A 20,771-nucleotide genomic window follows, 5' to 3' on the forward strand; every position below is an offset into this window, starting at 1 on the left:
GGTGCGATTTTACAAAGTACGACTAGCTGACATAACACTACACGTCTGTGGTCTGTGGACCGTCGACTGTGGACTATTCAAGTATCAGCTCCGCATATACCGGCAAATGATCGGAGGCGTAACGCTCGGGGATGACCTCGTGCTTTTTTACGTTGAATTTTTTCTGCGGATAGAAGGCGATGAAGTCGATCGCTTTTTGCGGGTTCTCTACCGGGATGGTGAAGTCGCAGGGATCGCAGGTACGTTTGAAATGGGTGTCCAGCACATCGATGACACCGGTTCCGGGGTGGGCATTGAAATCGCCCGCGATGATCAAAGGAAGTTTTGAGCTTTTAAGCGCTTCGGCGATGGCGTGGATCTGCAGCTCGCGGTTCACCGGATCACGTTGTGCGTCCAGGTGTGTGCAGGCGAAGACCATTTCTCTTTTGCCGGGTAGCGTGATAGTAGCGGTTCCCAACACACGGGGCTCGCCGCCAGTTCCCTCCTTGGTCGGCAACGCGTAACGTTTTTGATTGGTCATCGGGTAGCGCGATAATATGGCCACACCGTATTCACCTCCGCCGTAATCGATGGCTTTGATGAAATAAGGCGTGAGGCCAGTTTTGCGGCCTAGCTCTTCCGCCTGGTTGAAAGGTCCCGAGCGCCCGGTGTGCACATCTACTTCCTGCAGGGCAACGAGGTCAGGCTGACGTGAATTGATCACGCGGGCAATGGCATCCAGGTCGATGCTGTCTTTCTTTGACGGCGGCGCTGCGTGGTGAATGTTATAACAAAGGATTTTCAGTGTCAGTTTTTTGCTTTGCGCGATCAGGGGATATGCTGAAGCGAGAATAAGAACAAGCGCCACTAGCAGGCGAAGAAATAGTTTCATGATGAAGTTTTGTGTTTTTGAATTGCGGACGGAAGGTAGAAAAAAATAGTTGCCGGTTGGGTCATAGTGTTTATGAAGATAGATTTTGTGTGGTGAAAAAAGACCCGGTGCCGCTCCGAGGCCGCGGCGAGGGCCTCGTCATACGTCATTCGGACTCAACCCAACCCGCGCATTCCCTTGCCAGGCCAAAGGTTGGCTTATGTCCTCATGGCGTATGACTGAAAGAGCTCCGATCAGAATTAGGTGCTGACATTGGACTGCCGCAAATCAAAAAATGCCGGTTGTCAGAGGAATAATTTTTGCCCGATAAACAGAAGGAAATAGTTAGAGATAAGCAGCATTTAAAGATGAAAGTTATGAGCACAGATAGCAGCAGGCCAGAGAAGGAAGCGGGGGAACCGGGCAAGGGTAAAAAGACACCGGATCCGCAGCTTAACCGGGATATTAATAAACAGGTGCAGGAGGAGCGATTCCCGGAAGCGACTCTGAGCAAGAATCCGAGGAAGGATACCGAGTTTCAGGAAACGAAGACTCGGGAATAGTTGCCGGTTACCGGATAGCCGGTTTCGGGAGGTGTTGAAAATCACGTCCGATTTCTGTTCACTAGATCCACACACGAATAGGGATGGCCGAAGCCGCACCCGAACTGGCAACCGGCAACTGGCAACTGAACTCGAACGTTTTTATAGTATAATAACAAACTCCGTCCCCTTTCCTCTTTCGGTGTGAAACTGAATATCCGCGTGGTGCAGCTGAAGGATCTGTTTGGTGATGGCTAAGCCAATGCCGGAGCCGCTTTTGCGGGTGGTGAAAAACGGGATGAAGATCTTTTCGGCGGTGCGCTCGTCCATGCCCTCACCATTGTCGGCGATGTGAATACAAACATTTCCCTTGGCATGCCGGGAGGTGCGGACGAGGATGGCGGGATCCGGTTTGCCGGCGAGCGCGTCGATGGCATTCAAAACCAGGTTGATCAGCACATGCTCCATCAGCTCAGGGTCCGCCTCGATGGTGACTTCCACGTCCGACACACGAAAATGAATGGCCTCCGTTTCGAGCCTGTGCTGCATCAGCGTGTGCACCCTCCCTACAAGGTCCTTTACGCTCACCTGCTTCAACGACAGTTCCGGAATACCAGAGAGCTTGCGATATGATTGCGTAAAATTGTAAAGCCCTTCACTCCTGATCTTGATGGCGTCCAGTCCCTGGTGCAAGGCATCGTACTGCGGCGCATCGCGCATATTCTGATTAACCAGCCCATGCAACGTACCACTGAGCGAAATGATGGGCGCCACGGAGTTCATGATCTCGTGGCTGAGCACACGGATGAGCTTCTGCCAGGCTTCGATCTCGCGGGCATCGAGCTCGCTGCGGATGTTCTGCATGGAGATGAGCTTAAAATAACGCTCTCCCAGCTTGAACTCCGAAGCATGAAGGGAAACCTGGAGCAGCTCGTTGTTCACCCGCAGCTTCACCAGTTGTGTTTCACCGGTGCGGATCTCATGCAGGGTCCTGACAAACGATTCGTCGAACGATTCGAGCGACCGCAGGCTGAGGATCACATCTTTCTGCAGCAGGTCTTTCAGCGCCTGGTTGGCCAGGTGCACCCTGCCATCGGCGTCGATGCTGAGAATACCCACACGCAAATGTTCTACCAGCATCTCCAGGTACCGGTGCTGCACTTCCTTTTCGGCGCTGATGGCCTTGAAGGCGCCGGAAATATTATTGAGGGCTTCATACAGCTCGTTGAAGCTCCTGCCCTTGCCCGAAGCCTGGTAGTGTGTGGTGAAATCGCGCTGCAGTAAGCTGACCATAAACGTGCGGAAGTCGCGGTTGAACCGGTCGATGAACCAGATGAGCTCCGCCAGCAGGATGAGAACGCCGGCAGCGAGGTACACGCTTCTCAGGTACAACGCATGCACCAGGCACCACGCCAGCAATGACACGGCCAGCGTAAGGATCATCACCCGGACGATCACCAGGAACCGGAAGTTCTTAAATGCCATAGGTCTCCATTCTGCGGTACAACGCGCCCCGCGACAAGCCCAGCTCTTCGGCGGCGTGGCTGATGTTGCCGCTATGTTTGGCGATGGCCTTGCGGATAGCCCACGCTTCGAGCTTTTCAAGGTTGAGGTGATCGAACATGAAGTCGCCCGCCATCTGTTTCTGAAACGATCCGAAATCTTCGGCGGTAAGCTGCTCCCCTTCACACATGATCACGGCCCGCTCGAGTGCGTGCTGCAGCTCCCTGATGTTGCCGGGCCACCGGTATTGCTGCAGGTAAGTGATCACAGGCGCAGCAAGCTTCAGGTAAGGCTTCTGGTACTTCTGGCTGAACCGTGTAAGAAAATGAGCGGCGATCAGTGGTATATCCTCCGGCCTGTCGTACAACGGCGGCACGGTGATCTCCACCGTATTGATGCGGTACAAGAGGTCTTCCCTGAACTTTCCTTCCTTTACCATAGCCTGGAGGTTGCAGTTGGTGGCGCAGATAATGCGTACGTCGAGGTCTATGGGCTCATTGGTACCCAGGCGTATCACTTTTTTATGCTGCAACACCGTAAGCAATTTGGCCTGCAGCGGGAGCGAGAGATTGCCGATCTCATCGAGCAGCAGCGTACCTCCTGCCGCGGCTTCGAACCTGCCAACACGGTCTTCCTTAGCATCCGTGAATGCCCCCTTGCGATGGCCGAACAGCTCGCTTTCAAAAATGCTTTCACTGAGAGCGCCGACATCCACAGCCATAAAGATCCCTTCCGATCGTGTGGAGTGCCGGTGGATCTCGCGTGCGATCACCTCTTTGCCTGTGCCGTTCTGCCCGAGGATGAGTACAACGGCTTCCGTAGGCGCCACTTTCTCGATCGTTTTGCGGATGGCCGAGATCGCTTCTGACTTGCCGATCAACGGCTCATAACGCTGATCGAGGGCAGACACCAGTGACTTCTGCTGTGACTTCAGCTGTCGTACTTTCTGCTTCTCCTGGCTCACAAGATTTGCCGTCTTCACCGTAGCGAGCAGCTTCTCGTTCTGCCATGGCTTTACAATAAAATCCAGCGCGCCTTCCTTGATGGATTCAACCGCTACCTGGATATCGGCATAGGCGGTGATGAGCACGATCTGGGTATCGGGACTGAGGCTCAGGATCTTTTTGAGCCAGAAGAGGCCCTGGTTGCCCGTGGTATCGCCTTGCCGGAAGTTCATGTCCAGCACCACCACATCAAACTGATCCCGATCGAACAATGCCGGGATCCGCTCGGGGTTGTTAGTGGTTTTCACGGAGGCAAAATGCGGTTCCAGCAGCAGCTTGATCGACAGCAGCACAAACTCATCATCATCTACCAATAGAATGCGGCCTGAACTCTTGCTCATATCAATATTAAGCCCCTTCGGCTTTGGTGCTGGTAAAAATATTGAGAGGGCTATAAAAAACCATAAAAAGTGCCCAATATTGGACAGTTACTTTTCTGTCGGTGGGCAGTTGGGAATCGGTTTGCTTCAGAGGATGCGATTTTGAGATAGAATCGAGGTTTTCTGTTGTGGCATGGTAATGAAAAGGAACCAGGAGGGTTTTCAATTACAGGAGATTCAGGGCATTGGGAATTGGGCACTGGGGACCACCCGATCTGCATTGCTGATGCCCTAATTTCCTAACACCCAAAGCTTGATAGTCGTGAATAAAAGATAGACAAGAAATAAAAACAACACTATGTTCAGACACAACCTTATCCTTATCTATAGAAATTTCATGCGGTTCAGGTCGGCGTTCCTGATCAACCTGGTGGGACTTTCCACCGGACTCACTTGTACGCTGCTGATCTTTCTGTGGGTGGATGACGAGCTTCAGATGGACCAGTTCCATGCTAAAGGAAACCGGATCGTTCACCTGATGGAGCACCGGAAAAAAGCGGATGGCATCTGGACCTCCGAGACCACGGCAGGTCCACTGGCGGAAACCATCATCAAGGACATACCCGAGATCGAATATGCTCTGCCCTCATCATGGACCAACAACAGCACCTTCTCGGTGGGCGATCATAACGTGAAGGCCTCGGGCAAATCTGTGGGGCCGGATTTTTTCAAGATCTTTTCGTACGACCTCGTGCAGGGAAACAAAAACAGCGTGCTGGTGAACAAGAGCGCCATGGTGATCTCTGAGTCGCTGGCCGTGAAATTGTTCGGCACTACTGAAAATGTGGTTGGCAAAGCGGTGGAAGTCGACCACAAAAAACAGCATATCGTTACCGGCGTGTTCAGGGATGTCTCCAAACATTCGTCAGAACAATTCGAATATCTGCTCACCTTTGAGAGCTACGTGGAAGACAAGGAGTGGCTTCGTTACTGGGGGAACACCGCCGTCCGCACCATCGTGTTACTGAAACCAGGCGCAGACCTCAACCAGTTCAACGCCAAAATCGCGGATTATGTGAAAGTAAAGACCAATGGCGAGGTCACCTACCGCACCATGTTCGCCAAACCGATCCCTGAAAAATATCTCTATGGCCAGTACGAGAACGGTGTGCTGGTGGGTGGCAGGATCACTTATGTAAAGTTGTTCTCCGTGATCGCTGTCTTTATTCTGGTCATCGCCTGCATCAACTTCATGAACCTCTCCACGGCGAAAGCTTCACGAAGAATAAAAGAGGTCGGCATCAAAAAAGCCGTGGGTGCGGGACGCAGAATGCTCATCTTCCACTACCTGGGCGAAAGCTTGCTGCTCAGCTTCCTGTCACTGCTGATAGCCATTCTCATCACAGACCTTTTGCTTCCGCAGTTCAACGACATCACGGGCAAACAGCTTGCGCTGGATCTCAGCAGCAAACTTCTGTTCACCGGTATTGGCATCGCCACCCTCACGGGCATTCTGGCGGGAAGCTATCCTGCTTTATACCTCTCCGGCTTCAACCCTGCTGTAGTGCTGAAAGGCAAGCTCAACACTTCCCTGGGAGAGCTCTGGGCGCGCAAAGGCCTGGTGGTGTTCCAGTTTGTATTGTCTGTCATCTTTATCGTTTCAGTCTTCGTGGTATACAAGCAGATCGAATATGTGCAATCCAAATCGCTGGGATACGTCAAGGACAATATCATCTACTTTGAGCGCGAGGGAAAGCTCTGGAACAAAGATGGTCTTGAGTCTTTCTTACCGGCGCTTCGCAATATTCCCGGCGTGGTCAATGCTTCCGCCACCACCCACGATATGACCGGCCACAACAGCGGCACCTGGGGTGTTGAATGGCCAGGGCGAGATCCTAATGACAGAACAGAATTTGAAAACTTCGCCGTAGATTATGGCATGATCGAAACGCTCGGCATAAAAATGGCTGCCGGACGTTCCTTCTCTCCACAGTTCACCGACACTGCACGCATCATCTTTAACGAGGCGGCTATCGCTTTTATGGGCATGACCGATCCTATCGGGAAAACAGTAAAGTTATGGGGCAAAAACGTGGAGATCATCGGCGTTGTAAAAGACTTCCATTATGAATCGCTGCACGAAAACTACAAGCCCGTGTTCTTCCGGTTTGCGCCCAGCTATGCCTACCTTATCATGGCAAAGCTCGAGGCGGGAAAAGAAACAGAAACGCTGGACAGGATCCGCGAGTTTTATGAAAAGTACAACGAGGGTTTTATTTTCGATTACCGATTCCTGGACGAAGACTACCAATCGCAATACATCGCCGAGCAACGTGTTGCCACGCTTTCAAAATATTTTGCAGGACTCGCCGTGCTGATCTCATGCCTGGGATTGTTCGGGCTGGCCGCTTTCACTGCTGAACGGCGCCTCAAAGAGATCGGCATCAGAAAAGTGCTGGGCTCCAGCGCCTTCGGCATCGTCACCCTGCTCTCCGCAGACTTCACCAAAGTAGTGCTTGTATCGATCGTGATTGCGCTGCCGGTAAGTTACTGGCTCGCCACCACCTGGCTGGGCAACTTTGCCTTCAGGATCACGCTTGAATGGTGGTACTTCGCTGCTGCCGGCGCCATTGCCATGCTCATTGCCTGGATCACGGTGGGGACGCAGGCAGTGAAGGCGGCGGGGGTTAATCCGACGAAATGTTTGAAAGATGAATAAAAAGAAGTCAGAAGTCAGGAGCCAGGAGTCAGAAGGAGGAGTAACCCACCTTCGCTGTCCTGCGCTGATGCCATCGCAAGCTATGGAGGGTGAAAGAAGTAAGTAGTAAGGAGTAAGGAGCGGTATAGTCTGAGATCCGTCATTCGGAACGAGGGAGGTGTGGTGGCATGAGGGAGTGAAGAATCCCGTAGTAACGAAGTGCACAAGTCGTGCAGCTCACTAACCGGCCCCGAATACAGAGAAAAAAAAACAAATTGGGAATTAAAAAAGTAACAGCATGATCAAGCATAATCTCCTTCTTCTGTACAGAAATTTTAGGCGTTTCAGGGGAACGTTCTTCATTAACCTGATCGGGTTGTCGACGGGGTTAACGTGTGCGCTGCTGATCTGGCTGTGGGTGAGTGATGAGCTGGGTGTGGATAAATTCCATGAGAACGACAGCCAGCTCTTCCAGGTGATGATCAACCAGAACAGGCCCGATGGCATCGTTACCACGGGTGAAGGTCCGGCGTTGCTGGCGGAAGCATTGCAGCAGGAAATGCCGGAGATCGAATATGCGGTGGGCGCCTCTCCTATTGACAACTATTTTACCCTTTCGGGCGATCCTGAAAAACACATCACTGCCCTCGGGCAGTTCGCCGATAAAGACTTCTTCACCATCTTCTCCTATCCCCTGCTTCAGGGCGATAAGAAAAAAGCGCTTACGGATAAACATGCCATTGTCATCTCCGAAACAACCGCGATGGCATTGTTCGGCACTACGCAAAACATCATCGGCCGATCCGTGGAATGGCAGGCGCCTCACGTCAAAAGACAGGTAACCGTCACGGGGATCTTCAAGGACCTTCCTGTCAATTCCTCCAACCAGTTCGACTTCATGCTGGCTTACGAATCGTACAAGGAGCTTCTCGGAGGCGGCCTGCACTGGGGCAACCTCAACGCCATCACGTACGTTCAGCTCCAGCCCGGCACCGACCTGGCGCAATTCAACAACAAGATCGAAGGGCTGGTCAAGCGCAAAGCGAAAGATTCGAACCTCACCATCTTTCTGAAGCCTTATTCCGAGAATTACCTGTATGGCAACTACGACAACGGTAAAGTGGCTGGAGGCAGGATCGCCTACGTGAGACTCTTTTCCCTGATCGCCATCTTCATCGTGATCATTGCCTGCATTAACTTCATGAACCTTGCCACGGCCAAAGCATCACGCAGGATCAGGGAAGTAGGCATCAAAAAAGCCATCGGCGCCGCACGACAGACGCTCATCCTGCAATACCTCGCCGAGTCCATGTTAATGACCTTCGTATCGCTGGCGCTCGCCATCTTCATGGTAGACCTCCTGCTGCCACAATTCAATGCCATCACCGGAAAACAGCTCACCTTCAGTCCCAACATCAGCCTGGTGCTGTCACTGGTGGGCATCACACTGTTCACAGGCCTCCTGGCGGGCAGCTACCCGGCCCTGTATCTTTCGCGCTTCAGCCCGGCCGTTGTGCTGAAAGGAAAACTTCACAACCAGGTGGGTGAGCAATGGGCGCGCAAAGGACTGGTGGTATTCCAGTTTGCCCTGTCGGTCATATTCATCGTATCCGTACTGGTGATCAACCGGCAGATCTCCTATGTGCAAACCAAAAACCTCGGATACAACAAAGACAACATTCTTTATTTCAACACAGAGGGCCGGGTTACCGAACAGCTCGAAACGTTTTTGACGGAAGTGAGAAACGTACCCGGTGTTGTCAATGCTTCGAGCATGTGGGGAAACCTGAGCGGCCTCACCGGCTTCACCACAGGATCATTCGATTGGGAAGGCCGGAACGACGATGAGATCGTACAGTTCGAGCACCTCGGCGTAAACTATGATATACTCGAAATGCTGGGAATAGAGATGGTGGAAGGAAGAACCTTTTCCAGGAATCATGCCAACGAAACTAAAAAGGTTATTCTGAACGAAGCCGCCATCGAAGTGATGGGATTGAAAGATCCCGTAGGCAAGATCTTCAACCTTTGGGGAAACGACCTCGAGATCATCGGCATCGCCAGGAACTTCCATTTCAAATCGCTTCATGAAAATGTAAAACCCTTCTTCGTGCGCCTGACGCCGAACGAGTTCAGCCGGGTGCTTGTCAAAATAGAAGGCGGCAAGGAAAAAGAAACCATCGCCAGGCTTCAAAAACTTTACAAGGCCTTTAATCCCGGTTTCGCTTTCGATCATGGATTCCTGGACGACGAATACCAGGCACAATACATCACTGAAAAAAGAGTGGCATCGCTCTCTGAATATTTCGCAGCGCTGGCCATCCTGATCTCGTGCCTGGGACTATTCGGGCTGGCCGCCTTTACCGCAGAACGCCGCCTGAAAGAGATCGGCATCCGCAAAGTGCTCGGCGCCAGCACCACGGGCATCGTGCTGCTCCTGTCCAGGGACTTCACAAAAATTGTTGTCACTGCCATTGTCATCGCATTGCCTGTCAGCTACTTCATCACCACCCAATGGCTGAACGACTTTGCTTTCAGGATCACGCTGGCGTGGTGGTACTTCGCTGGCGCCGGTGCCATTGCCATGGTCATTGCGTGGATTACGGTGGGGACGCAGTCTTTGAAAGCTGCGAGGGTGAATCCGACGCAGTGTTTGAAGGATGAGTAAAAAGAAGTCAGAAGTCAGGAGCCAGGAGTCAGAAGGAGGAGTAACCCACCTTCGCTGTCCTGCGCTGATGCCATCGCAAGCTATGGAGGGTGAAAGAAGTAAGTAGTAAGGAGGCACGTACGCTGAGACCGTCATTCTGAACGGAGGATGTGTGGGGCATGAGGGAGTGAAGAATCCCGTAGTGACGAAGTGCGCAAGTCGTGCAGCTCACTAACCGGACCAGAAAAAAAATAGAGAATTAAAAAAGTAATCCCATGATAAAACATAATCTCCTTCTTCTCTACAGGAACTTCCGACGTTTCAAGGGGACCTTCTTTATCAACCTCGTTGGGTTATCGATGGGATTGACTTGTGCGCTGCTGATCTGGTTGTGGGTGAGTGATGAGTTGGGCGTCGATAAATTTCATGAGAAGGACGAAAGGCTTTTCCAGGTGATGGAGAATTTCTATCATGATACGGGGATCGAAACAGGTGCGGGTACACCAGGGCCGCTGGCCAGGGCGCTGATGGAAGAAATGCCGGAGATTGAATATGCGGTTGCCGTTGTACCCGCTGGAATGGGCCAGCAACAGGGTGTGATCTCCGTTGCGGACAAACGGATCAAGATCAGCGCGCAGTATGCCGGCAGGGATTTTTTCAACGTGTTCTCTTACCGCCTCCTCGAAGGAGATCACAACAAGGTGCTGGCCGATCAAAAAGGTGTGGCCATCTCCACAGCGCTGGCGTTGAAGTTATTCAATACCACATACGATGTGGCCGGCAAAACAATCGGCTGGAACCAGGGAGAAAAAACAGCGCTGTTCTATGTCTCCGGGCTTTTCGAAACTCCTCCCGCCAATTCCTCCAATCAGTTCGATATTGTTTTCAACTACGACCTGTTCCTCCAGGACAAGCCCTGGCTCGAAACATGGACGAGCACCGATCCGAGAACTTATGTGGTGTTGAGAGAAGGCGCCTCCGCCAGCCAGCTCAATACCAAGATCAGAGGCTTTTTAAAATCGAAGGACAAAAACATCAGGGAAACGCTCTTCGTACAACGCTATTCAGACCGGTACCTGTACGGAAAATACGAGAACGGTGCTCCCGCCGGCGGCAGAATAGCATACGTGAAGCTCTTCTCCATCATTGCCGTCTTCATCCTGCTCATCGCCTGCATCAACTTCATGAACCTGTCTACTGCTAAAGCATCACGACGGATCAAAGAAGTGGGCATCAAAAAGGCCGTGGGCGCCGGGCGTAAAACACTGATCATCCAGTACCTGAGCGAATCCATGACCATGGCTTTCCTCTCCCTGGCCATCGCTGTACTTGCTACCGATCTGCTGCTGACACCGTTCGGCTCACTCACCGGAAAACAGCTTGTGCTCCGTTTTGATACCAGCCTTGTGCTCACAGCCATAGGCATCACGTTGGTCACCGGTGTGCTGGCGGGAAGTTATCCTGCATTGTACCTCTCCGGCTTCAAACCTGCGCTGGTGCTGAAAGGCAGGATGAACAAAAGCACCGGCGAGGGCTGGGCACGCAAAGGTCTTGTGGTATTCCAGTTCGCGATCTCCGTGATCCTCATCGTGTCGGTGATCGTGGCCTACCGCCAGATGGAATACATCCAGACCAAGAACCTGGGTTACAGCAGGGATCACGTGATCTACTTCGATACAGAGAAAGTGAGCGATGCGCTCATGGCAGAGATCAAGACCCTGCCCGGCGTGATCAATGCCGCCAGGTTCTATCACGACCTCACCGGCAATCACGGCGGTACTTACGCCCTTGACTGGGAAGGGAAAAAACCTGACGACCGCATCGACTTCGGTAACCTGGAAGTGGGCTATGACCTCATCGAAACCATGGGTTTTGACCTGGTGGAAGGGAGATCTTTCTCCCGCGACTTCGGCTCAGACGAACAGATCATCTTCAATGAAGCTGCCATCCAGGCGATGGGCCTGAAAGATCCGATCGGCAAAACGGTCACCATCTGGAACTTCCGCCGGCAGATCGTGGGCGTGGTCAAAAATTTCCATTTCGAATCGTTCTACGAAGAAGTAAAGCCGTGCTTCTTTTTCCTGGTGCCGATGATCGACAACACACCCAGCCGCATCATGGTGAAGATCCAGGCCGGCTCGGAAAAAACCACACTCGAACACCTTCAGAAATTCCACCAGCGCCACAATGCAGGCCTGCCTTTCGATTTCAGGTTCATGGACGACGACTACCAGAAGCTCTATGCTGCCGAGCAAAGGGTATCGGCGCTGTCGCAATACTTCGCCGGCATCGCCATCGTCATCTCCTGTCTGGGACTGTTTGCGCTGGCTGCGTTCACCGCCGAAAGAAGGTTGAAAGAGATCGGTGTCCGCAAAGTGCTTGGGTCAAGCGTAACGGGTATTGTATTACTTTTATCACGTGACTTTTCGAAGATCGTTTTCACCGCCATCCTGATCGCATTGCCCGTAAGCTACCTGATCGCCACCCGGTGGCTGGGCGGCTTTGCTTTCAGGGTCGCGCTGGAGTGGTGGTACTTCGCCGGTGCCGGTGCCGTAGCCATGATCATTGCATGGGTTACGGTGGGTACGCAAGCTTTTAAAGCTGCGAAGGTGAATCCGGTATTGTGTTTGAAAGAGGAATAGTGTAAGCAAGGAGTCAGAAGTCAGGAGCCAGGAGTCAGAAGGAGGAGTAAGGAGTAAGAAGTAAGTAGTAAGGAGGCAGTAAGGTTCCGGATCCTTCCACCATCGTTCCGGATAACGGTTTTCGAAGGGGCAGTGCGTGGACTGTCGACCGTGGACTGTGGACTAAGATACCAGTGAATAAAGGACAAAAAAGAAAACAAAACATCCAATGATCAAACATCATCTTCTCATCATCTATCGTAGCTTCAGGAAGTTCAGGGGGACTTTTTTGGTCAATGTAGCGGGGCTTTCGGTGGGGTTGGCTGCGACCTTGCTGATCTGTCTTTGGGTGATGGATGAGCTGAGCGTGGATAAGTTCCATGAGCATAACGACAGGTTGTTCCAGGTGATGATGAACATTGAACGGCCGGAAGGCATCGAGACCAATCCTTCAACGCCTGAGCCCACGGCCAAAACATTGCTGGAGGAGTTCGCGGAAATTGAAAACGCTGTGAGCGTCATTCAGGTGCCGCCACGCATCAAGGGCCTGCTCTCCTGGGAAAACAAATCCATCAAGGCCCGTCAACAATTTGCAGGAAAGGAATTCTTCGAGATATTTTCCTACAAGCTGCTGCATGGGTCGGGAACGCAGGTATTGCGTGATAAGAATCAATTGCTCCTTTCTGACGAAATGGCCATCAGGCTGTTTGGCTCCGCAGAAGCTGCCCTGGGCAAAACAGTGGAATGGAACGGGGGCCAGTATACCGGAAGCTACTCCGTGTCCGGGATCTTCGAACGTGCGCCGGAAAATTCAACAGTCCAGTTCGATGTGCTGTTCTGCCTCGACCTGTTCACAGAAAAAAATCCCAGCTACCTTGGATGGAGCAACTGTGCCTCCATTGCCTATGTGATATTGAAAGAAGAAACGTCTGTGACCGTTATCAATGAAAAGCTCAAAGGCCTGATGAAGGCCAAAGCCCCCGCGTGGAACAGCACGATCTTTCTCCGCCCCTACGCCGATCAATATCTCTACAACACATATGAGAATGGCGTGCGCACGGGCGGAAGGATCGCCTACGTGAAGCTGTTCAGCCTCATTGCGTGCTTCATCCTTATTATTGCCTGTGTGAACTTCATGAACCTCACCACTGCCAAGACAGCGCAGCGACTCAAAGAGATCGGTGTGAGGAAAGTGATGGGGGCCAGGCGCAGGACACTCGCATTCCAATACCTTGGAGAGTCGCTGCTGGTGTCATTCCTCTCGCTGGCAGTAGCGGTGCTCATTGTGGACCTCGTGCTCCCGGAATTCAACAGCATCACCGGTAAAAATCTCGCACTGGCTTTTGACATCCGCATCATCCTGTTGTTCTGTTCCATTGCTCTTTTCACCGGGATCATCTCCGGCAGCTACCCTGCACTCTACCTCTCAAGTTTTAACCCGGCCATGGTGCTCAGGGGAAAAATGCACCGCGCCCTGGGCGAACTGTGGACACGCAAGGGACTTGTCGTTTTCCAGTTTGCCGTGTCCATCATCCTGATCGTAGCCGTTGTGGTGGTGTACCGGCAGCTGGGATTCATTCAATCGAAGAACCTCGGCTACAACCGCGACAACGTCATCTATTTTCCAAACGAAGGTCCGCTGCGCAAAAATCTCGAATCATTTCTCACCGAAGTAAAGCGGATACCTGGCGTTGTCAACGCTTCCGATCTCTCATTTGACCTCACCGGCGAGCATGCCGGCACCTACAGCATCCGTTGGGAAGGCAAACGTCCGGAAGACAGCGTCAGCTTTGCAAACCTGGCGGGTGACTACGACGTGGCCGGGATCCTGGAGCTTCAATTGAAGGAAGGCCGCTTCTTTTCACAGGAGACGGGCAACGAAAGCGCCAACATCATCATCAACGAAGCCGCCGCCAGAATTATCGGGTTCACGGAGCCTGTAGGCAAAGCCGTGCGGATCTGGGAAAAAGAAAAACAGATCATCGGCGTTGTCAAGGATTTTCATTTTGAATCACTCTATGAAAACGTGAAGCCCTGCTTTATCCAATGCATGCCCAACCAGCGAAATGTGCTGGTGAAGATCAGGGCTGGCGTGGTCCCCGAAACCCTTTCGCAGGTTGAAAAATTATACAAAACATACAACGCCGGCTTTCCTTTCGAATATCGTTTCTTCGACGATGACTATCAGCGACTCTACACGGCCGAAAAACGGGTAGCCACCCTGGCAGCATACTTCGCCGCCATCGCCGTTATGATCTCGTGCCTGGGCTTATTCGCACTGGCAGCCTTCACGGCAGAAAAACGGCGCAAAGAGATCGGCATCCGCAAAGTGCTTGGCTCCAGTGAATGGGGTGTTGTGCTGCTGCTCTCCGCCGACTTCACCGGCACCGTTCTCGTCTCCGTTATGATCGCGCTCCCCCTGAGCTATTTCATTACATCACACTGGCTCGATAGCTTTGCGTTTCGCATCGGTATGGAATGGTGGTACTTTGTAAGCGCAGGTGCCATTGCCCTGCTCGTGGCCTGGTTTACGGTGGCAGCACAGGCAGTGAGGGCAGCGAGGGTGAATCCGGTGAAGTGTTTGAAGGAAGAATAGAAAGGTACGAGGTACGAAGAACGAAGTACGTGTGCCGTGATCGGAGGAAATCGTACCTCGTATTTCGTACTTCGTACTTAAAACTGATAGGTGAACGAAATTAAAAAAGAAGATCATGTTTCAACATAATCTACTAACGATCTGGCGCAGCTTCAACCGGTTCAGGTCGGTGTTTGTGATCAACCTGGTGGGATTGTCATCGGGGCTGGCGTGTGTGCTGCTCATTTATTTGTGGGTGAAGGATGAGATGAGTGTGGATAAGTTCCACGAGCATGACAAACGCCTCTTCCAGGTGATGGTGAACGAGCAGCGCAATGGCAGCGTGAAGACCACGGGACAAACGCCACTCTTCGCAGGCGCCGCGATGGCCGACGAGTTACCGGAGATCGAATATGCTGTTGTGACCACTCCTCCCGCCTTCTTTCCTGCCTTCACTTTGTCGCAGGAGGGCACGCAGGCCAGGGGTACAGGCAAATACGCTGGCAAGGACTTCTTTAACATTTTTTCGTACGACCTCATTGATGGTGACAAAGACCATGTGCTAGCGGATAAACATTCCGTTGTGCTTTCGGAAACAATGGCCCGTAAGCTGTTCGGTACCACCGAAAACCTTTCGGGGAAGGTGCTGGAATACCGCATCTTCGACATCAAAAAGCAGGTAGCTGTATCCGGTATTTTCAGGGATGTACCTGCCAATGCCTCCGAACATTTCGACATGGTCTTCCCCTTCGAAGCGTTTGAAGACATGATGGGCATGACACAGGCTCCAGTGAACTGGGATGCCCCCGCTCCTTTTTATTTGTACATCGCCCTGAAGGGCGATGCAATTGATGAAGCTGTCAATAGCAAGCTTGCGAACTTTATTAAACGAAAAAGCAACACCTCCCCTTTCACCCTATTCCTGGTAAGATATTCAGACCAGTACCTGTACGGACGATATGATAACGGTATACCTGCAGGCGGAAGGATCGAGTACATCCAGCTGGTCTCAGTCATAGCGCTCTTCATTCTTGTCATTGCCTGTGTGAACTTCATGAACCTGTTCACGGCTAAAGCATCGGCCAGGATCAAGGCGGTGGGTATTAAAAAAGCTGTGGGTGCCAGTCGCAAAACGCTGGTGGTGCAATACCTCGCCGAAGCGCTGCTCATGAGTGCGGTGTCGCTGGTCATTGCCATTCTCGTGACAGACCTCCTGCTGCCGGCTTTCAACAACGTGACCGGCAAGTCCATTGCGCTCACGTTCGACTTCGAAACGATCGCGGCCATGGTCACCATAACACTGGCCACGGGTATCATGGCAGGCCTCTACCCTTCTCTGCATCTCTCAGGCTACAACGCTGTAGCAGGACTGAAGGGGAAGATCACCGACGCAACGCATGAGGTATGGGTAAGAAAGGGGTTGGTGATCTTCCAGTTCGCCATCTCGGTGGTGCTGATCGCATCAGTGCTGGTGGTGCACCGCCAGGTAGAATACGTGTTACAGAAAGACCTGGGTTACAACAAAGAGAACCTGCTCTATTTTGAAGCCGATGGAAAAGTGGCCGAGAACCCGGAAGCTTTTCTGGCGGAAGTGCGAAAGATACCCGGTGTTGCCAGTGCCTCGAGCATGCTCGGCGATCTCACCGGTCGTGGAAATGGCCTGCCCGGCAGCATCCTTTGGGAAGGCCGCCAGGTGGTCATCCACAGCGCGGCCGTGAACTACAACATGCTGGAGACCCTGGGCGTCAGGTTGAAACAAGGTCGATTCTTTTCAGACCTGCTCGATCACGGAGACGATACGCTGAAGTGTATCCTCAATGAAGCCGCCGTGGAAACATTATCACTGGAAGATCCTGTGGGTAAAAAAGTAGGCGGTCTTGAAGTGATCGGCGTGGTGGGTGATTTTCATTTTCAATCCCTCCACGAAAGTGTAAAGCCATTCTCCTTCAGGCTCGAGCCACATTATGCGCTGGGCATCTGGCTGAGGATCGATCCGGGAACAACGGCATCGACCCTGGAAAGGATCCGGCACTGCTACCAGCGGTTCAATCCCGGCCTGCCTTTGGACTTCACTTTCCTGGATCAGGCTTACCAGGCGCAATACGCTGCCGAACAGAAAGTGCGCACGCTGTCACAATATTTTGCAGCCCTGGCCATCATCATCTCCTGCCTGGGCCTTTTTGGTCTGGCAGCCTTCACCACAGACCGCAGAAAGAAGGAGATCGGCATACGGAAAGTGATGGGCTCCTCCACGGCGGGCATTGTGACGCTGCTCTCAGGAGATTTTATCAGGCTCGTCATCGCAGCCATGGTGATCGCGTTCCCGGTAGCATACTTTATCTCCGCCCAATGGCTCGGCAGCTTTGCCTATAAGATAACGATGCAATGGTGGTACTTCGCCGGGGCCGGCATTATTGCCTTGCTCATTGCAGGAATGACGGTGGGGGCGCAGGCAATCAGGGCAGCACGCGCGAATCCTACACAGTGTTTGAAAGAGGAGTAATCCGCCTTCCCTGTCTCCGCACTGGGGCCATCGCGAGCTACGGCGGTTAAAAGAAGCCAGGAGTCAGAAGTCAGGAGCCAGAAGGAGGAGCAAGAAGTAAGGAGTAAGTAGTAAGGAGCGCTTCACTTCGTAGCGGAATATGCATGAAAGAAAAAATGTTATTTAACAAGTAACACGTGTAAGGACGCTAGAGTATTATTCAGTCCATTGGTGGGGGAAAAGAATTATATTTGGCACCTATGGAAGAAATACTGGATGAGCCCCTCATTGAGATAAACAAAAATACTGTAAAGTACGGAGGTTTCTGGAAACGATTCGTAGCCGTGCTGATCGATGGCGTGATCCTTACTCCAGTCACGCTTGGTGTCACCTACTTTAATACCATTGATTGGAAAAATCCCGCGATATTCATTGCAGTCTCCCTGGCTGGCATGGCTTACAAGCCGGTCATGGAAAGCCTGTATGGCGCAACCCTGGGTAAGATGGCATTAAAGCTCAAGGTGGTGAACGGCAACTTTGAAATGGCAGGTATTGGAACGATCCTGCTACGGAACAGCCTAAGCCTGGTGCCTTCCATCGTGACTTTAGCTATGACGCTGCCTGTGTATTTCCATGCTGAATTCGCATCGGTGTCCGGATTCATGGAATATACAAGCTTTATAGAAGGCCATACATCCGCTCAGGTTGTCAACATGTTCAGTGGATTGATCACAATCGTTGATGGGATCGTGATGATGGCCGACAACAGAAGTCGATCGCTGCACGACAAGATCGCAGACACGTTGGTAATAGACCGATCTTAGTTAGGTACGAGGTACGAAATACGAGGTACGATTGGGGCACTATGTACCTCGTTCCCGATGGCTATAGGGATTGTACTTTGTACCCAGGCAAGTAATAGATTTGCTATTGTTGCAGAAATTTTGTCGATGACTCTGCTAAATTTGAGGTTTGAATCTGATCTCAAATTACCCATGGCTTACAAGTCTCCGTTCCATTTTCTGCCCGCTGATACGGCAACCACGCCGGTGGATCCCATGGTGATCCAGCGGGCCAAGAAGAAGCTGCTGGCGGAGTTTGAGATCGATGACAAAGGGGTGGCCGGGTTCTCAAAAAATGACCTGCTGCAATGGTTTGATAACCTGAAACCCGAAGAGCTTCGATTCCACAAGTACATCTATGATAACAAGACGCTGCTGGAGTTCCTCGAGCACGGCAAGGTAACGCCTGGCGACTGGCATGCAGGATTGCCGGATGATGCCAGCCTGCAGCATTTTGTGCTCAGCCGCGTGCAGCAACAATACGATCACCTTTTCGCGGAAGCGTTCCGGGCCGCTGATCATAAACGTATCAAAGAGCTCTCACGGTTCTCGTTGCCCGACATCGAAAAAAAGGGGCGTTATTATTACACCGGCACGCTGAACCTGCTCACCTCCTACTATCACCAGCTGCTGCAGCTCACCAAAGATTGGGATAAAGCCCGCGAACCCCAGGTCAGGGAGTTCATGAGCCTTCCCTTCCTGTTCATCATTCCAACGCTTCCGCCCTATTTTCAGGCGATGCGCGATGAGTTTGCCGTTACCATCATTCGCTTTGCAGCCGAGCTGTGCGATGACAAATTCAAACAACGCGAATTTGCACAGGAGCTCGCCAACATCAGCAGAACGTTAGCACCTTCGGCCTCCGCGCTGAGCACGATAGAAAGTGTTGAAAAGGAAAAGATCTTCAACGAAAAAAGCGAAAGCAGCACCGCTTCTTCGTCCTCCTCTGAAGGCAGCAGCAAGAAGGGTTGTATAGCCTGGGTGGTCGCTATCTTTCTGCTGCTGAATCTTCTGCGGATACTGGCGTCAGCGCTGGGGTAACCTCAACTCTTTTGAAAGCTGTATGATTTTTCCTGATATATTCGATCAGGTCTTCCTTTGACGGTGTGGTGCCGTCTCCTTCGAAGTTAACCACCTTCGTTTTCTTGAGCGAGAAAATACTGCGCACCATCATGAACAGCAACAGCCCGCAGGCCCACAGCACATGCGCGTTGTCAAGCACCAGCCACGCTGCAACAGAGCCTATGAACAGCAGCGCTATCAGCAACCTGAGGTATGCCCTGCTCCGCGCACTTCTGGGAATAAACCGCCTTGCCCCTGACGGAAAGAACACCGGGATGTCGGAGATCTGACTCATCATGAACGGCAACTGCATGACGAACAGCCCTGTGAGCTCAGGGATCACAAGGATCTTATAACTCATGGACACACCCGACCATTTCAGGATCAGGAAAATGAGCGGGTACGCCACAATGAACAACAACCCATACAACAGGGTAGTGCCCGCCACCAGTTTGGCCAGCAGCTTCTTTCCTGGAAAATCCCTGCGCAGCACATGGTAGAGTGAATGATATGGAACCTGCTCCAGGGGTATGGTGGTCATCTCCGTCTTCTGTGCTTCTTCCTTTTTGCGCTTAGGCTTGGGGATGGCAAAGCCCGAGAGGGACCTGCCATCAGAAAATTTATCCAGAAGCACCACGAAATAGGCCGTGGCGAAAAAAGCCGCGCCCAAGGCAACGAACGACTTCATATAATGCCATATAAAACACGCTACCACCATGATGGTCATGGCGATCATGCCGCGTACCGCCATGCGGATATCCTTCTTCTGCAGGAACTTGCGGAACTCGGGTGGAAAGAACAGCGGCGCATTTGTGCTCACGGACAACGCATTCTTCTGCCCTGTTACCGCCAGCAGCAGGGAAACGATCAGCACGGTGAAGGCTTTATAGGTGGCATCGTCACGGAAGAAATAAGCAACGGCCATCACCAGGCCCGCAATAATGCCAAGCCCGATAACGGTATTGTTACGCTCGGCAAACATGACACCGCGCACCATGCGAAAGACGCCGGCCTGGGTTTTGATCGCATCGAGCGACTCGAGTCTTGCTTTGGTCTTGAACGGGTCAATGGTCAGGGCCTGCTCCATCAGCACTTCAGGATCTTCATCGGTCACGGTATCATTCTCCGGTGTCACGACAACGGTCTCCTGCCGGATGCGCTGCATCTTCTGGATCACAGCGTGTGCCTCCTGCAAGCGGAACAACCGGATCAGGGCCAGGGCCTTCACCTGCAGGGTTGGCAGGTGCCCGCCCCGGAAAGCAAGACCCTGGTCGGCCACGAGGTTCGCTTCTTCCAGCTGCCCCTTCCGCAGATAGATGCCCGAGAGCAGTGTATAATATTCAATGGAAAATGTGTTGATGGCAAAAGCTTCGATCACCAATGGCTCTGCATGCCGATGATCCTGCAGCTTGTACAGCACCAGCGCTTTCAGGAAAAGGCTGTCGGCATTCGCCGGGTCTATCGCCAACGCTGCATCACAAAGCGATAAAGCTTCCGTGAGGTTACCAGCGCCGGTGAGCATCCTGATCTTTTCGTGGTGCTCTCCGATGGCGCGCTGCTTTTCTTCTGTTGAGCGTTCGTCCTGTGCTGCAACGCTTTCTTTTAATTCCATAGTGTCAATAATT

The 20,771-nt window shown here is 52.2% G+C and carries 12 protein-coding genes; 8 read left to right on the forward strand and 4 right to left on the reverse strand.

Features of this window, described 5'->3' with window-relative positions; genetic code table 11:
• Positions 1 to 73: 73 nt before the first annotated feature.
• A complete protein-coding gene (locus KK083_RS20055) occupies positions 74 to 871 on the reverse strand; it encodes an endonuclease/exonuclease/phosphatase family protein (RefSeq protein ID WP_254166902.1) in 798 nt (265 codons plus the stop codon).
• A gap of 356 nt (positions 872 to 1,227) precedes the next feature.
• Between KK083_RS20055 and KK083_RS20060 the strand changes: the two genes are divergently transcribed.
• The gene (locus KK083_RS20060; protein ID WP_254166904.1) at positions 1,228 to 1,413 is read left to right on the forward strand and encodes a hypothetical protein; all 186 of its coding nucleotides are present in this window, start codon (positions 1,228 to 1,230) and stop codon (positions 1,411 to 1,413) included.
• Between the two features lie 141 nt (positions 1,414 to 1,554).
• On the opposite strand, the gene KK083_RS20065 is transcribed toward KK083_RS20060, so the two are convergent.
• Entirely contained in the window at positions 1,555 to 2,877 is a 1,323-nt protein-coding gene (locus KK083_RS20065) for a sensor histidine kinase (RefSeq protein ID WP_254166906.1), read from the reverse strand.
• Positions 2,867 to 4,240 (reverse strand): sigma-54-dependent transcriptional regulator, encoded by a 1,374-nt coding sequence (locus KK083_RS20070; RefSeq protein WP_254166908.1) that lies wholly within the window; start codon positions 4,238 to 4,240, stop codon positions 2,867 to 2,869. Before KK083_RS20070 ends, KK083_RS20065 begins: the two co-directional genes overlap by 11 nt.
• A gap of 337 nt (positions 4,241 to 4,577) precedes the next feature.
• On the opposite strand from KK083_RS20070, the gene KK083_RS20075 reads away from it, so the two are divergent.
• The 7 genes from KK083_RS20075 to KK083_RS20105 all read left to right on the forward strand — a co-directional run bounded on the left by KK083_RS20075 (position 4,578) and on the right by KK083_RS20105 (position 19,125).
• On the forward strand, positions 4,578 to 6,938 hold the full coding sequence (locus tag KK083_RS20075) for an ABC transporter permease (protein ID WP_254166916.1): 2,361 nt from the start codon (positions 4,578 to 4,580) through the stop codon (positions 6,936 to 6,938).
• A gap of 277 nt (positions 6,939 to 7,215) precedes the next feature.
• Complete coding sequence (locus KK083_RS20080; RefSeq protein WP_254166926.1) at positions 7,216 to 9,585, forward strand: ABC transporter permease; 2,370 nt, start codon at positions 7,216 to 7,218, stop codon at positions 9,583 to 9,585.
• A gap of 254 nt (positions 9,586 to 9,839) precedes the next feature.
• Positions 9,840 to 12,206, forward strand: a complete 2,367-nt coding sequence (locus KK083_RS20085) for an ABC transporter permease (RefSeq protein ID WP_254166936.1) — start codon at positions 9,840 to 9,842, stop codon at positions 12,204 to 12,206.
• A gap of 208 nt (positions 12,207 to 12,414) precedes the next feature.
• On the forward strand, positions 12,415 to 14,781 hold the full coding sequence (locus KK083_RS20090) for an ABC transporter permease (RefSeq protein WP_254166944.1): 2,367 nt from the start codon (positions 12,415 to 12,417) through the stop codon (positions 14,779 to 14,781).
• Positions 14,782 to 14,896: 115 nt separating this feature from the next.
• The gene (locus KK083_RS20095; protein WP_254166949.1) at positions 14,897 to 17,263 is read left to right on the forward strand and encodes an ABC transporter permease; all 2,367 of its coding nucleotides are present in this window, start codon (positions 14,897 to 14,899) and stop codon (positions 17,261 to 17,263) included.
• Positions 17,264 to 17,502: 239 nt separating this feature from the next.
• On the forward strand, positions 17,503 to 18,066 hold the full coding sequence (locus KK083_RS20100) for an RDD family protein (RefSeq protein ID WP_254166951.1): 564 nt from the start codon (positions 17,503 to 17,505) through the stop codon (positions 18,064 to 18,066).
• A gap of 171 nt (positions 18,067 to 18,237) precedes the next feature.
• Positions 18,238 to 19,125, forward strand: coding sequence for a hypothetical protein (locus KK083_RS20105; protein WP_254166953.1), 888 nt, complete (start codon positions 18,238 to 18,240; stop codon positions 19,123 to 19,125).
• Here KK083_RS20105 and KK083_RS20110 read toward each other — a convergent pair.
• On the reverse strand, positions 19,073 to 20,758 hold the full coding sequence (locus tag KK083_RS20110) for a tetratricopeptide repeat protein (RefSeq protein ID WP_254166955.1): 1,686 nt from the start codon (positions 20,756 to 20,758) through the stop codon (positions 19,073 to 19,075). The genes KK083_RS20105 and KK083_RS20110 overlap by 53 nt on opposite strands.
• Between the last annotated feature and the right edge of the window lie 13 nt (positions 20,759 to 20,771).

It is taken from the genome of Chryseosolibacter histidinae, from assembly GCF_018598225.1.
Lineage (GTDB): Bacteria > Bacteroidota > Bacteroidia > Cytophagales > Cyclobacteriaceae > Chryseosolibacter > Chryseosolibacter histidini.

Coding starts and splice junctions, on each gene's coding strand:
- KK083_RS20055 (WP_254166902.1), bottom strand. CDS start 871: ATGAAACTATTTCTTCGCCTGCTAGTGGCGCTTGTTCTTATTCTCGCT.
- KK083_RS20060 (WP_254166904.1), top strand. CDS start 1,228: ATGAGCACAGATAGCAGCAGGCCAGAGAAGGAAGCGGGGGAACCGGGC.
- KK083_RS20065 (WP_254166906.1), bottom strand. CDS start 2,877: ATGGCATTTAAGAACTTCCGGTTCCTGGTGATCGTCCGGGTGATGATC.
- KK083_RS20070 (WP_254166908.1), bottom strand. CDS start 4,240: ATGAGCAAGAGTTCAGGCCGCATTCTATTGGTAGATGATGATGAGTTT.
- KK083_RS20075 (WP_254166916.1), top strand. CDS start 4,578: ATGTTCAGACACAACCTTATCCTTATCTATAGAAATTTCATGCGGTTC.
- KK083_RS20080 (WP_254166926.1), top strand. CDS start 7,216: ATGATCAAGCATAATCTCCTTCTTCTGTACAGAAATTTTAGGCGTTTC.
- KK083_RS20085 (WP_254166936.1), top strand. CDS start 9,840: ATGATAAAACATAATCTCCTTCTTCTCTACAGGAACTTCCGACGTTTC.
- KK083_RS20090 (WP_254166944.1), top strand. CDS start 12,415: ATGATCAAACATCATCTTCTCATCATCTATCGTAGCTTCAGGAAGTTC.
- KK083_RS20095 (WP_254166949.1), top strand. CDS start 14,897: ATGTTTCAACATAATCTACTAACGATCTGGCGCAGCTTCAACCGGTTC.
- KK083_RS20100 (WP_254166951.1), top strand. CDS start 17,503: ATGGAAGAAATACTGGATGAGCCCCTCATTGAGATAAACAAAAATACT.
- KK083_RS20105 (WP_254166953.1), top strand. CDS start 18,238: ATGGCTTACAAGTCTCCGTTCCATTTTCTGCCCGCTGATACGGCAACC.
- KK083_RS20110 (WP_254166955.1), bottom strand. CDS start 20,758: ATGGAATTAAAAGAAAGCGTTGCAGCACAGGACGAACGCTCAACAGAA.